Source organism: Eubacterium aggregans, from assembly GCF_900107815.1.
Taxonomy (GTDB): domain Bacteria; phylum Bacillota; class Clostridia; order Eubacteriales; family Eubacteriaceae; genus Eubacterium_O; species Eubacterium_O aggregans.
In genome coordinates, this window is sequence record NZ_FNRK01000016.1 from 40,053 (window position 1) to 54,089 (window position 14,037).

A 14,037-nucleotide genomic window follows, 5' to 3' on the forward strand; every position below is an offset into this window, starting at 1 on the left:
TTTCTCCCTAAATCCTGCAATTCATGGCAATCCCCGTTGGTGTCACCAAAAAGGGATTCCGGGGCTTGACCGTGGGGATACCGGTTTCCCTTTCAATAACCCCTTCCATCCCCGTCAGACAGCAGGTTCCACCGCACAAATAGATGGCATCGACACTGCGTCCCAGGGCGTATTGACAGATGATGCTGGCCATCTTTTCCACAACAGCCTTCACCACCGGTAAAATTTCCCGATGCCTTCCGTAATCCTGCTTGAGAATCTCTGCCTCCTCCATGGAGATATGGTAATTCCCAGCAAGGACCATGGAGAGATGGACGCCGCCAGTGGGTTCATCCTCAATATCTGTCACGACACCGTCCTCAAAAAAGGCCAGCCCTGTGGTCCCACCGCCAATATCCACTACCAGACCATCCTTGATTTGGTAAAGGGCATTGGCCGCAGTGGGTTCATCCAACACATTGGTCACCTCAAAGCCAGCCCCCTCGGCTACATAGCGGTGGGTTTTAACGCTGGACTCGGTTCCCGCCGGCATGGCAATGGCGCAGTTTAACAGCTCGCAGCCCAACCGCTCCTCTAATCGCGCCTTGAGGGCTTTTACGATATTCAGAGCTCCGATATAATCCACCACAATGCCATCCCTTAGGACCTGGGCCGCCTGCTTTTCACAGGCCACCGGCTCATTATCCTGATCCAGGACGACAATGACGATGTAGGCCGTCCCCAAATCCAGGCCAACCTTCAGCTGCTTTGGATCGATGGGGCCCTCCGGGGTGTGGGTGATGGATCGCTCGACACCACAAACATGCCGCTCAATCCGTTCTAAATCTAACATACTCCATCTCCTTTCACCCCAGGATGCGTCCCAGGGTAAATCCGCTAATCCCTGCAGCATTGGCTTCGTCCATATCGATGTGCATCCGGTTTCGGAACGCGGGATTCACCCGGACCGTCACATTTTGAAAGGTCATCAGCCGTTCGCTCAGTACCCGGACATCGACACGCTGTTTATCCACAAGGCCAAAGCGGTCGGCGCCCTCCGGGGTCAGATGCATATGGTTTCGGGCGATAATGGCCCCTTCTGTCACATCGATTTGACCACCCGCTGCCTGTAATTTAAGGCCGCCGGAGCCCGCTGTATCTCCGGACTCCCGCAAGGGGGCATCGATTCCCAGCTTTCTGCAGTCGCTGTAGGCCAGCTCAATTTGGGTGCGGTTCCTGGCCGGTCCAAGGATGGCGGTTCGTTCCAGCTGTCCTCTTGGACCTACAAGGGTCACCCGCTCTTCTGCCAGAAATTGACCCGGCTGGGAAAGGGCCCGCTGAAAGGTCATGGCCTTACCCACGCCGAAAAGGCGTTCAAAATCCCCTTGGCTCAAATGGACATGGCGGGCAGAAACCTCTATCTGGATTAGCTTTCCACGGATCATGGACTCCAACACGGTATCCACTATTTGCTTCATTTCATCCTCCTATCCGTTATACATGCCCGCCAAATATTTGCACATCATGATATGTACTGCGCTGGACAGTCGATTTAACCCCTCCACAATATCCCCATGATGAACGGCCTTACCCTGCTGATAGGCCTTGATGGCACTAATCTCCACCTGGCGGATTTCTGTCCGAAGAATATTCAGGCAGGCGTATTCTTCCCCCAGGCTTTTATCGGGCAGCACCATCTGCTTAATATTGAAATACGCCATGGGGTCATGGGACTGTGCCCGAAGCTGACTCTGATCCAGCCCAATAATGGTTGCCTTGATAAAGGGGGTATCCAGCACCTCGCTGCGCATCATCTGGCGGAGGGTCTCCAAAATATCCTCCAGCTCCTCGATGAGGATTCCCGATCGGCCACTGGCCATAAGTCCGGCTTGGTTTCTGATGATGACCGCCTGGAGATAGTCAAGCTTTCCCCGGAAGATAATCCGGGGATGGGTTTTCATGACCAGGACATTCCCATGGAGCTGGGTCATATACTCCGGCTTCTCCATAAAGAAAGCCCCGGTTTCCTCATCAATGTAGCGTGGCTTCTCCGAAAGGGGAAGGGCTGCAGGGGGAGCAGCCGACTGCCCTTTTTCTGATGCTGCCTGGCACTCACGAAGGATTTTTATTTTTCGTTGGGAAAGATATTCCTGGGCAGCCGGTGACAGGATTTTTCCCTGTTCCAAATGGTATACCGTCTCATTCGCCTTTAGATCCTGGCGCAGGGCGGCCTCTGTAATCACTTTCATGCCCTATCATCCTCCCAATCTATTCTAATCTTGGCAAAATAGCTTCGACCTCGCTATGGGGCCGGGGGATGACATGGACAGAAATCAGGCTCCCCACCTTATCCGCCGCTGTGGCACCGGCATCCACCGCTGCTTTCACCGCCCCAACATCCCCACGGACCATCACCGTGACCAATCCGCCGCCCACCAGCTCCTTGCCAATGAGGGTGACGTTGGCCGCCTTAACCATGGCATCCGAGGCCTCCACTGAGGCTACCAATCCCTTGGTTTCAATCATTCCCAGTGCTTGATATGCCGACATACTATTCTCCTTTAATGGGGGTATCTAAATGGGGCAGGATGGCTTCAACTTCAGTATGGGGTCTTGGGATGACGTGGACGGAAACAATTTGTCCCACCCGTTCTGCCGCCGTGGCCCCGGCATCTACTGCCGCCTTAACCGCGCCAACATCCCCGCGGACCATCACCGTAACCAATCCGCCGCCGACCCGTTCCTTGCCAATCAAGGTGACATTAGCCGCCTTAACCATGGCATCCGATGCTTCAATGGATGCAACTAAACCCTTTGTTTCGATCATTCCTAATGCTTCAGATGAGCTCATTATAATTTCCTCCTGTTATTTAAAATGGCTAAATTGCCTGAATCCGTTTGATGATTTCTGCGACCATTTCGTCCACATCCGCCTCGGTGAGTTCCGATTGGACCATACAGCCACCCTCCAGCATCTCCGCAGACTTCCTAATCTCTGAAAGGGACCGGCACCCATAGGCCACATGACGGATATCCATAAGATTCTGGGGACCTACATTTTCAGAGGTGGCACTGCCGCCAATGGCACCGCACCCCAGGGTAAGGGCCGGCATCAGGCCAGTGGTCGCCCCGATTCCTCCCAGGGCGCTGGGGGAATTGACAATAATCCGGGAAGCCGGAATCCGGGCTGCAAAGTAGTCCACCATGGCTTCATCCTGGGTATGGATGGCAAAGGTGTGGCCTGCACCCTCATAGTGGAGAATTTCCCGGCACATTTCACAAACCTCCTGATACCCCGGTGCAGTAAAGAAAGCCAGAATGGGGGTCAGCTTTTCATTGGAATAAGGATGTCCCCGGCCCACACCATTCTCCCGGGCCACCAGAACCCGGACATCCTTTGGAATGGTCAGTCCTGAAAGCTCAGCAATGGTTTGAACATCCTTCCCCACGATCATGGGGTTCATGGTGCCATTGGCCCGGAGGATAAACGCCCCCAATTGCCGCTGTTGGTCATCGTCCAGAAAGTAGGCTCCCTGGGCCTCCATTTCCTTTTGAACCTGGGGTGCCAGGGCATCGTCACAGATGACGGATTGCTCTGAGGCACAAATGGTGCCATTATCAAAGGTCTTGGAATCCATAATCTGAGACACTGCCGCGGGAATATCCGCCGTTTTTTCAATATAGGCCGGGCCGTTTCCAGGGCCCACGCCAATGGCTGGCGTCCCTGATGAATAAGCGGCTCGGACCATAGCAGACCCCCCGGTAGCCAGAATCATAGAGACGATGGGGTGCTTCATTAAATGGTCGGTGGCCTGCATGGTGGGGATGGTGATACAGGATACTAAGTCCTCCTTCCCACCCCCCTCTGCAATGGCCTGGCGGATAACCTTTACGGTTTCCATAATGGATCGCAATGCCCCGGGATGGGGTGAAAAGACAATGGCGTTCCCCGCCTTAATGGCGATTTCTGCTTTGTACAATACCGTGGATGTAGGATTAGTGGAGGGCACCAGTCCCGCAATAACCCCTACGGGTACGGCAATGGACCGCACCTTTTTCTCATCATCCCGATGAATTTCACCAATGGTTTTCATATCCTTGATATATTCATAAACCCCCTGGCTTGCGAATATATTTTTGATGACCTTATCCTCTACCCGGCCAAAGCCGGTGTCCTCGTTGGCCAGCTGGGCCAGGCGCTTGGCATTGCGCACTCCGGCCTCAGCGATGCTTTTGACAATTCGATCCACGGCTTCCTGACTTGAATGCGCCAGCTCCTGCTGGGCCGCCTGGGCTTTTTCCAGCAGTTCCCGAACCTCCTGAACCGACAGCAGATCCTTATCGTATAACTGCATATGCTCACTTCCTTCCGTTTATCCGATGATATTTCATCGCTCTAGGGGGTTTTCCGCCACATATTCAACGGCAGTGGCAAAGGCATCACAAGCTGATTTACAGGCAGACTGGGACCCTGTCAGCAGTGCCCCCCCAAAGTTGGTTTCAGAGGGCGGTGCGTACAATTCACACAGCTGTACATCTGCGGCCTTCATGGCCGCATCCACGGCGTACATGGCCTCCAGGGGCGGCGCGATGAGATAGGCCAGGGCTTCGCCCTCGGGGACTCCGGCCCCCTTGGATAAGTAGCTCCCCGTCCGGGCGATGCAGTGGGCGTAATAACAAATGGAATCATCCGCGTTGGCCGAGATAAAGTGGGCCACATTTTCGATGGTATCCACACAGGCATCCAGTCCGCTTTTAACCTCCGCTGGATTTTCCCCGGCCAGTATCCCGATGATTTCTCCGGCCAGCTTGGTATTGGCATTATCTGCCCCTCCGTAAAAGCTCTTGGCATACACCACCTGGACCTCGGCCTTTTTTGTGGCTTCATCCAGAGCCGTGTAGGTTACATCATCACAGTCTGCTGTAATCAGGGCCAATGCCTTCAGATTCTTGGGCAGCTTCAGGGCTTTGGCCATTTCCGGGTTAACATTGGGAATAAGCTTCGTCGCGAGAACATTCGTTTTTAAAAAATCACCTTTCACGCTTTCCTCCTATAGTTTTAAATCTGTTCCGCTGTTTTTTTCGTCCAGCATCTTTTTCAGCACTGTGGCAATGTGTGCCCCAGCCTCTGCCGGATTGGTCCCGGCCCGATGGATATTGGAAAGCACGTTGCGCCTGGCCTCGGGCATTCCCACCGTGGCCTTATAGGCCATGTAGGCCGACATGGACTGGGCGGTGATAAGCCCGGGACGCTCTCCAATGAGCACGCAGGTAACATCCGCACCGGTAATTTCTGACACCTCATCCATCACAGCCACCCGTCCGTATTTGACAAAGAAGGGCGTTCCGATTTGGATGCCGTTTACCTCAAGGCCCTGGATAATGGCAGGCAACACCTCATTGACATTGGCCTCGACCGCCGCAGAGCTTAATCCGTCTGCAATAAAAATCTGAACCTGGGGGTTCGGCACACAGCGCGACCTAACCATGGCGGCGCCCTCGGCGCTTAAGCGCCGGCCCAGATCCGGGCGGGTCAGGTAAACATCCTTGTTCTCACACTGGGTTTGGACGGTGAATACCCCAAGGCTATCCACAAAATCCTCGTCCACATCGGTAAAGACGGCATCCTGGGCAGCGGAATGGGCAGCCCGGAATTGGAGGACCGGATCAGTTTTGTACCGGGCGCCGGCCTTGCCAATGCCAAGGCGGCAGGGTGCGTTGGCCTTAAGCTGGGCGTAGGCCTCCTTGTGCAGGGGATTCTCCACCAAATACTGTGTTGTAATATCGACAGCGGTAACATCCGGGATCAGGCCCGACTCCAGGTCACCGCCCTCTCCCTGGACTTCCATCAAAGGTGGTGCCGTCATCTCCTGGGTGGTTCCTGAAATATCCATCCCGGCGATGACATCCTTGACGATTTTCCTCAATTCTTGTTCACTAATCATCACACTCTCCTGACTATTTAACGAAGACCGAGGCATCCCCGGCTAAGGGAGTCAATCTTCCATTTTCTGAAAAGCCCATTTTCTCCATCCAGGCATCAAAGGGGGCCGTGGGACGAAGGTTGAAAACCTCCCGAAGGGCTGCCGCTTCATGGTAGCCTGTACATTGATACATGAGCATACAGTCATCCCCCTGGGGAACCCCCATGATATAATTACACCCAGCGGCCACCAACAAAGTGGCCAGATTTTCAATATCATTTTGGTCCGCCTTCATATGGTTGGTGTAACAGGCATCACAGCCCATGGACACCCCTGTAAGCTTACCCATGAAGTGATCCTCCAGACCCGCCCGAATGACCTGCTTGGAATCGTACAGGTATTCCGGTCCGATGAAGCCCACCACGGTATTGACCAGGAATGGATTGTAACACTTGCCCAGGCCATAGCATCGAGCCTCCATGGTCAGCTGATCCCAATCGAAGTTAGCATCAGAGGATAGCTCTGCCCCCTGGCCGGTTTCAAAATACATCACATTGGGACCGGTGCTGGTGCCCCGGCTGAGCATTAAATCGTGCCCATCCTTAAGCATTTGTGCAGAAATCCCGAAAGCCTCGTTGCCCTTCTGGGATCCGGCAATGGATTGGAACATCAAATCCATGGGGGCATTCATCTTTTCGATGGCCTCCATTTGGGTAGTCACGTGGGCCAGTACACAGATCTGGGTGGGAATCTCCCATTCATTTTTAAAGGCATCGAAAGCCTTTAAAACCCGGGTGACATTTTCCACTGAATCATCCACCGGGTTCAGACCCAGCACCGCATCCCCACAGCCTAGGCTAAAACCCTCCATGGTCGAGGCGATAATGCCGTCGATATCGTCGGTGGTGTGGTTGGGCTGGAGTCGTGATGAAAACGTCCCCGGCAGGCCGATGGTCGTATTGCAATGGGCGGTAACCCGTATCTTCTTTGCTGCATAAATCAGGTCCAGATTCCCCATGAGCTTGCACACCGCTGCCACGATCTCGCTGGTAATTCCCCGGGAGGCCCGGCGGATCATTGCCCCGTCGGTTTTTTCATCCAATATCCACTCCCGGAACTCTGCCACCGTCTTATTCTTCAGCTCCATATAAATGCTTTCATTCACATCATCCTGGATGATGCGTGTAACCTCATCCTCCTCATAGGGGACTGCTGGATTATTCCGTATCTCCCCCAGGGTGATGTGGGAAAGCACGGCCTTGGCCGCAACGCGTTCCTCCGCCGATTCTGCCGCAACCCCCGCCAACCGATCCCCGGATTTCTCTTCGTTCGCCTTCGCCATGACCTCCCGAAGGGACCCAAAGGAATAGGTCGTCCCAAATAGCTTTGTTTTTAAAATCACTGTTTTTCCTCCTTCTCTAATGCCGATTGCCTACGTGTTAAAGACCATTGTTTTGATAACGACAGGGCATACCCTCCCTCCTGCAACTGGTTTTCCGATATCAATATAATCCCCGTCCTGCGCATACACGCCGTCCAGGCAGATAATGTCCTTCTTGCCGCCTAAAATGCTGTCCACTGCATTCCCCAGGACCTTCCCGATATCGCACTCCAGAATCAGTACCAGGGGAATTTCCCATTGGATAATGGCGGCGCATCCCTCCAGGATTCCCCTGGCCAAGGCCTGAATGTCCTGGAAGCTTTCATAGGCCGATGCCGACAGGGCAATGGCCACAGGGCTCGGTCCATCCTCCTGGATAAACAGGGGGAGCCGGCGCTTAATTCCCAGAATTAAACCGGGGATAGTGGCTTCCTCCTCGTGGGAAAGCTTTAAAATCGGAATATTCTTCATGGGGAGGACCGCCTCCACATAATGGATGGTGCTTCCGCTGACATTCATGGTATGGCTACCGGCGCCCACCACCGTTGCCCGGATGGTCTCCCGGGCGGGATAGCGCTCTACCTTCTGAAAGGCCGGATGGCCTTCGATGGCCTCCCCCAGTAAAACCCCAATGTCCCCATAACAAAACTCGTCGCATTTCTCCTGACCCATGCAGTCTGCCACCCCTCCGGAAAGGGTGAGGGCATCGATAATCAGACCCTCCGGCAAAGGCTGTCCATTGTTGGTGTACAGCCGCCCATGGTCCGCCTCCCTAGGCAGCAGCCCCAGGGCCTCGGCCAAATGGTCCGCCATCAGCCGGCACAGCTGCCTCAGGACAGCAATGTCGGCATTCTGACCCATTTCCAGGGGAAGTCCATGTTCCAGGGCCAGGGCCTTTAGCTTATGGTAAATCCCGCTGATCCGTCCCCCCTCCACACGCACCAGCCGTCCCCCAATGTCCAGGCAAGCGGTCCCCACCAGCTTGCCTTTATCGAATACGGCGATGTTGCTCGTTCCCCCACCAATGTCAATATTCGCCACACAATTGTGATGTTCTTGGGACAGCACATCCGTCCCGGCCCCCCGGGCCGAAAGGACGGACTCTAAATCCGGGCCGGCGGTGGCCACCACGAAATCCCCGGCCATTTCACTGAGGGCCTGGAGGACGGCATCCGCATTCTTCTTTCTTGCAGTGTCCCCGGTGATGATGACGGCCCCGGTTTTTAAATCCCCGGGCGAAATCCCTGCTGCCGCGTACTCCTGTAGGATCAAGGTCTTTACCGCCCCCGCATCGATCTCATCCTCCGCCTTAAGGGGAGTGAAATAAATTTGCGACCGGTAGAACACGGTCTTATCGACGATACTGATTCGCGGAACGGTAAAGCTGCTGGCCAGATTTTCGATGGTCAATTGACTAAAAACCAGCTGGGTGGTCGATGTTCCGATGTCGATTCCCACACTTTTTATCACTTCCTTCACTGGATACCCTCCGTTTTTTCCAACAAAAAAACCTGGACATCGGAATCGTCATCAATTCCCATTGCCCAGGCCTCTTCACCAAGGTATTGGAGCCCTGCGTCATTGCAGGCTCCCTTACATATTCAGTTTATTTCAAGTGCCTCAAACGGCACAATTATTTTGCACATCATGCATCTGTGTTGAAAATTCAAAGGCAATCCGGGTTCCCTGATCATCAGATTCCAGCTTTAACGTCCCGTGGAGTTTATCCCGCACCAGCGATTTAACAATGGACAGCCCTAAACTCTCTTTTTTAATTTTCTCAACATCAAAGCCACAGCCATCATCGGCCACTTCAATACTGGAATACAGCCGCCCCTGGGTAATCTGAATGGAAATACTCCCCCTCTCCCGATCCACAAAGGCATACTTTAGCGAATTTTGTGCGATTTCATTGATAACCAGAGCAATGGTCGTCGCAATATCTAATGAAATATAGAAATCATCCCCTTCTAAATCCACCTGAAGCTCAAGGGTGGGATCACAAATCCGCATAAGATTATCCCGAATGTTGGAAATAACGGCCATCACTTTCACCTGGTCGATCCCATTTTTCGCCAGCAGCTCATGGGTTCGGGCAATGGACAAAATACGGTACATGCTTTTTTCCAGATTTTCCCGGGTCTCTTCATTTTCAGAGCGTCGGCTCTGGAGGCGCAATAGGGATGCGATGGTCTGAAGATTATTCTTTACCCGATGGTGGATTTCCTTGATGGCTACCGATTTTAAAATCAACTCCTGCTCCTGCTTTCGCTCCCGGGTAATATCCCGGATAATGACCGCGAAGGAATCATCGTCCTTCCCACTGCTGACGTGGCGAATATTGAAATGGTGGTTGGCCAGCTCGGTTTCCTTGTTCGCCAGGGTTCCTGGTAAATGGCCGCAGTCCATACTGACCAAGCGAACATTTTTATAGGATTGACCGACAATATCCCCCACATACCCCAGCTCCTTATATAAATTGGAGGCACACTTATTGCAAAACCGAACGATGCCATTTCGATCCACCAGGATCAGGCCCTCTTCCAGATATTCATCTAACCACCACTGCTTATCATCTTCAATAAAAACATCGGGGTAAAGGCCATCCATGGTAAAGGGCTCGGTCTCCAGGCCTTTCAATTCATCCATGGCCTGCTCTCGGATTAAAACGCCAATTACCTTGCTGTCGTTGAATATAGGTTCCACCGATTGGATAACGCACCTGTCTTCCTGGGTCATTGCTTTCATATGTTTGGTTGGTATTCCAAGTCGGAATGTCCTTGCCACTGCGGGTTCATTGTCTTCCTGGGCGGGCATACCTAAAACGCTGTTTTCATAAGAAGAAAAACTTCCCAAGGGCTTTGCTTCTGCCACCACCAGCGCATCCCCGGACCGGGAGATACAGTCGATAAAAATATCAGCGTCCTCCATATTGGCAATGGGCTGAAGGATAGCGGCCATGGCCTCAATGGTTAAAATTTCCTGTTCCGTTAAATCGGTGTGGAGCTGGCACAGGCTTCTCGCTGTTTCCATCTCATCCCCCTGTCTGCATCAACACATATTCGGCTACCCGCCGAATGGGTACATTTTTTTCCTGACTGACCCGGCGCAGATAGCCGTAGGCATCATCCTCCTGGATTTTTCCCCGCTGCATCAAACGCCCCTTGGCCTGTTCGATGACAATTCGGCTTTTCAGCCGCTCAGAAACCTTTTCCATATCCCGTCGCAGCTGCTGCACCTCATTGCTCCTGGCCATGGCCAGCTCGATGGTTGGAATAATGGCCCCCTCCACAATCGGCTTGACCATATATCCGCCCACACCGTTTTTCTTAGCACCCTCTACATATTTCTGATCCGTATAGGCCGTGAGTAAAATAATGGTCCCTGCCAATTTCTCTTCCATGATAATCTGAGAGGCTGACATTCCGTCCAAAAGCGGCATTTTGACATCCATGAAAACTAAGTCCGGATGATGCTTTCGACACAGCAAAATCGCATCAAAACCATCATTGGCTTCTTCAATGACAATGTACCCCTTTCCTTCTAAAATCTCCCTCAAATCCATGCGCGTTATGGGCTCATCGTCAACAATAATGACCGTTGCTCTTCCATCATCCATTACGTCTCTCCTTTTAATTTGAAATCCTTCATCCACCGCCACAGCACACCCCTCGCCGCGATGGATTAACACACCGTTTCAAAAAAGAAAATGCCCCCTTGATTTGTATCAAAGGAGCTTCATCACTCTAAACATTTTTCATTTGTATCGATATCATTATGATAGCAAACTATTGTTTATCCGTCAACGGGTTATTGATAGGTTAAGCTTACATTAAGTTTGCATGAAACAGAGTCCTTTCACTGAGCACCATTCCATGCTATGATAAGAGATAATTCCCAAAGGAGACGCCTATGTTTAAATTCATCAAACCTCAAATCCAAGCCGATCAGGAAAAAATCTTTCGTCAACTTAAATTAAAGCCCGGTTCCCATGCCGCCGAACACGCTGCCCGGACCCTCCCGGAGCTTTATCAGCTCGCCCGGAATTGCCTGGGCGTCACTACCTGCTACGCTGTGTTACCCAACCAGTACCAGGGTATTCTCCCCAGCGTGGATTGCTGCTCCCACATCGTTATTGGCCTCATTACCTGCTCCCGGGATTTTGAAACCATTGGCCAGCAGAAAATGGCAGAGGGCCAACACTTAGAAGCCTACCTTCTGGACCACCTCGTCAGTGAAATCCTCTTTAACGCCGCAAACCAACTCAACGCCATCATTGAAGCAGCCCTCCTGTCCCAGGGGCTAAACCTCACCTGTCAATACTCCCCGGGAGAAAATGGCATTCCCCCGGAAATCCAGGGTGCTGTTCTGGAGCTCCTCAAGGCCGAAGCCCCTGAAAACCACCCCCTGGATGTGGATATAACGGAAAGCTATATGCTCATTCCCGTCAATTCCCTGCTGTATTATTATGGGGCCGATGCCGGTATAAAGGGCCAGTCTACCCTCCACGACTGTAGCCAGTGCGGAGCCGTCGGGTGTTCTTTTCGGACCGCGTGATAACAAGTCCAAAGCCTGTAATCGTCGGGAACCGCTTGCCACGCCTTAATGTAAAACAGTGTGCCCTTCCAGTGGGCCTGTTGTCCTGAAAGGACAGTGACAAGCGCAAAAATGAAATCTGCACTTCGCAGAGTTCATCGCTGAACAGACCCAAAGGCATGACCGTCTGAAAAAGATAAAAAAAGTTCGGCTTAACGAGTATTTTTCATTCGCTGATTTAAGTGAGTGTGCTACAATACCCTTTATTGACATACTTGACCATTTTCCAAAACAGCAGACAACTTATACCTATTTCAGGTATAAGGCTGTAAAAATCGGCATTGATTGAGCAGGGCGGGGGTGCTTCTTGAACGAAAACTCAAGATAGATAATGGCCCATTATAATTTTAGGAGGAAGTTCTATGCAAGTATATTATTTTTCACGCACTGGAAGAAGCAAGGCAATTGCTGATCAATTGGCAGCACGTTATCAAACCACAGCGAGGATGATTGATGATCATAAAAACTGGGATGGTAAAGTGAATTATATGAAGGCTGGAGCGATGGCACTCAGCGGAAAAACGATACCCGCAGACTACCTTGAACCAGACATTACGGATGAAATTGTTGTGGTGTTTCCTTTATGGGCTGGAACAATGCCCCCTGGGGTAAAGAATTTTGTGGAGACGGTGGGAAAAGAAAATATAACAGCGATTATTACTTCTTTGGGAAGTACGATGAAACAACGGGATGGATTTAAAAAAATAATCGATTTGGTAGGAGAGGACATAACGCTCCCAGATATTGTAGAATAAGCCAAAAGATAGAGGATTCCCCTTGGTCTCCAAGGAACTCCCCCTATCTCAAAAGACAAAAGCGCCACCAGTAACGGTGACGCTTTTTTTATATTCAAATATTTTTTTACGATTTACTCAAATACCCATCAATAGCCGCGGCCGCTTCCTTCCCGGCCCCCATGGCCAAGATGACGGTGGCGGCACCGGAGACGGCGTCCCCGCCGGCGTAGATGCCCTCCCGGCTGGTCTGACCTGTGCCGTCTTCGGCCACGATGCACTGCCAGCGGTTGGTGTCTAAGCCAGCGGTGGTGCTGGAGATTAAGGGGTTGGGGGAGGTCCCCAGGCTCATGATGACGGTGTCCACGTCGATGTCGTACTCACTGCCGGGGATTTCCACTGGGCGGCGTCTGCCGGAGTTATCGGGTTCACCGAGCTCCATTTTGACACAGCGCAGGCCGGTGACCCAGCCGTCCTCGCCTACAAGGATTTCCTTGGGGTTGGTGAGGAGGTGGAACTGGATGCCTTCTTCCTTGGCATGGTGGACTTCTTCTACTCTTGCGGGAAGCTCGACTTCACTTCTTCGGTAGACAATGTATGTGTCGGCGCCTAATCGCAGGGCGGTTCGGGCGGCGTCCATGGCGACGTTGCCCCCGCCGACGACGGCGACCTTGTGGCCTCTGTGGATGGGGGTGTCGTAGTCTTTAAAGGCCTTCATGAGGTTGTTCCGGGTGAGGTATTCATTGGCGGAGAAGACACCGTTGGCCTGTTCCCCGGGGATGCCCATAAATTTAGGGAGTCCGGCACCGGAGCCGATAAAGACGGCATCGAAGCCTTCGTCGTTCATGAGCTCGTCAATGGTGGTGGCTTTGCCGATGACGACGTCGGTTTCGATTTTGACACCGAGCTTTTTGACGTTTTCCACTTCTTTGGCCACAACGGCTTCTTTGGGCAGGCGGAATTCTGGGATGCCGTAGACTAAGACGCCTCCGGCTTCATGCAGCGCTTCGAAGATGGTGACGGTGTAGCCCATTTTGGCGAGGTCTCCGGCACAGGTGAGTCCGGCGGGGCCGCTTCCGATGACGGCGATTTTTTTGTCCTTGGGTTCAGCGGTGACTGTGGGGACGATATGATGGGCCATGGCCCAGTCGGCGACAAAGCGTTCGAGCTTACCGATGGAGACGGGCTCGCCTTTAATGCCGAGGATACACTGACCTTCACATTGGCTTTCCTGGGGACAGACCCGGCCGCAGACGGCGGGAAGGGCGGAGGCTTCAGCGATGGTTTTAGCGGCTTCTTCAAAGTTCCGTTCGGCAACGTGCCCTACAAACCGGGGGATGTCGATGGAGACGGGACAGCCGGCAACACATTTGGGCTTTTTACAGTTTAAGCAGCGTTCGGCTTCGGAGACGGCTTCGGCTTC

15 protein-coding genes are annotated in these 14,037 nt (G+C 52.6%); 2 read left to right on the plus strand and 13 right to left on the minus strand.

Annotated elements, in window-relative coordinates; all coding sequences use genetic code 11:
- Positions 1-7 precede the first annotated feature (7 nt).
- The 12 genes from eutJ to BLW33_RS09825 form a co-directional block, all read right to left on the minus strand.
- The gene (gene eutJ, locus BLW33_RS09770; protein ID WP_090308214.1) at positions 8-832 is read right to left on the minus strand and encodes an ethanolamine utilization protein EutJ; all 825 of its coding nucleotides are present in this window, start codon (positions 830-832) and stop codon (positions 8-10) included.
- 13 nt (positions 833-845) lie between these two features.
- Complete coding sequence (gene pduL, locus BLW33_RS09775) at positions 846-1,457, minus strand: phosphate propanoyltransferase (RefSeq protein WP_090308215.1); 612 nt, start codon at positions 1,455-1,457, stop codon at positions 846-848.
- A 9-nt stretch (positions 1,458-1,466) separates the two neighbouring features.
- Entirely contained in the window at positions 1,467-2,228 is a 762-nt protein-coding gene (locus tag BLW33_RS09780) for an ATP-binding protein (RefSeq protein WP_090308218.1), read from the minus strand.
- 19 nt (positions 2,229-2,247) lie between these two features.
- Positions 2,248-2,529, minus strand: a complete 282-nt coding sequence (locus BLW33_RS09785; protein ID WP_090246383.1) for a BMC domain-containing protein — start codon at positions 2,527-2,529, stop codon at positions 2,248-2,250.
- A 1-nt stretch (position 2,530) separates the two neighbouring features.
- On the minus strand, positions 2,531-2,830 hold the full coding sequence (locus BLW33_RS09790) for a BMC domain-containing protein (RefSeq protein ID WP_090308219.1): 300 nt from the start codon (positions 2,828-2,830) through the stop codon (positions 2,531-2,533).
- Between the two features lie 28 nt (positions 2,831-2,858).
- The gene (locus BLW33_RS09795; protein WP_090308222.1) at positions 2,859-4,334 is read right to left on the minus strand and encodes an acetaldehyde dehydrogenase (acetylating); all 1,476 of its coding nucleotides are present in this window, start codon (positions 4,332-4,334) and stop codon (positions 2,859-2,861) included.
- 33 nt (positions 4,335-4,367) lie between these two features.
- Positions 4,368-5,021 carry an ethanolamine utilization microcompartment protein EutL gene (eutL, locus tag BLW33_RS09800; protein WP_090308224.1) on the minus strand — a complete coding sequence of 218 codons (654 nt, stop codon included), beginning with the start codon at positions 5,019-5,021 and terminating at the stop codon, positions 4,368-4,370.
- A 9-nt stretch (positions 5,022-5,030) separates the two neighbouring features.
- Entirely contained in the window at positions 5,031-5,921 is an 891-nt protein-coding gene (gene eutC / locus BLW33_RS09805; protein WP_423230246.1) for an ethanolamine ammonia-lyase subunit EutC, read from the minus strand.
- A 16-nt stretch (positions 5,922-5,937) separates the two neighbouring features.
- Positions 5,938-7,305, minus strand: coding sequence for an ethanolamine ammonia-lyase subunit EutB (locus BLW33_RS09810; protein WP_090308229.1), 1,368 nt, complete (start codon positions 7,303-7,305; stop codon positions 5,938-5,940).
- 30 nt (positions 7,306-7,335) lie between these two features.
- Positions 7,336-8,763, minus strand: coding sequence for an ethanolamine ammonia-lyase reactivating factor EutA (gene eutA / locus BLW33_RS09815; RefSeq protein ID WP_090308231.1), 1,428 nt, complete (start codon positions 8,761-8,763; stop codon positions 7,336-7,338).
- Between the two features lie 141 nt (positions 8,764-8,904).
- Positions 8,905-10,317, minus strand: coding sequence for a sensor histidine kinase (locus BLW33_RS09820; protein WP_090308234.1), 1,413 nt, complete (start codon positions 10,315-10,317; stop codon positions 8,905-8,907).
- A gap of 1 nt (position 10,318) precedes the next feature.
- Entirely contained in the window at positions 10,319-10,903 is a 585-nt protein-coding gene (locus BLW33_RS09825; RefSeq protein ID WP_090246370.1) for an ANTAR domain-containing response regulator, read from the minus strand.
- Between the two features lie 293 nt (positions 10,904-11,196).
- Between BLW33_RS09825 and BLW33_RS09830 the strand changes: the two genes are divergently transcribed.
- A complete protein-coding gene (locus tag BLW33_RS09830; RefSeq protein WP_090308236.1) occupies positions 11,197-11,841 on the plus strand; it encodes a hypothetical protein in 645 nt (214 codons plus the stop codon).
- A 401-nt stretch (positions 11,842-12,242) separates the two neighbouring features.
- On the plus strand, positions 12,243-12,635 hold the full coding sequence (locus BLW33_RS09835) for a flavodoxin (RefSeq protein ID WP_090308239.1): 393 nt from the start codon (positions 12,243-12,245) through the stop codon (positions 12,633-12,635).
- 106 nt (positions 12,636-12,741) lie between these two features.
- On the opposite strand, the gene gltA is transcribed toward BLW33_RS09835, so the two are convergent.
- Positions 12,742-14,037, minus strand: a 1,296-nt coding sequence (gene gltA / locus BLW33_RS09840) for an NADPH-dependent glutamate synthase (protein ID WP_090308242.1), incomplete at its 5' end; no start/stop codon positions are given.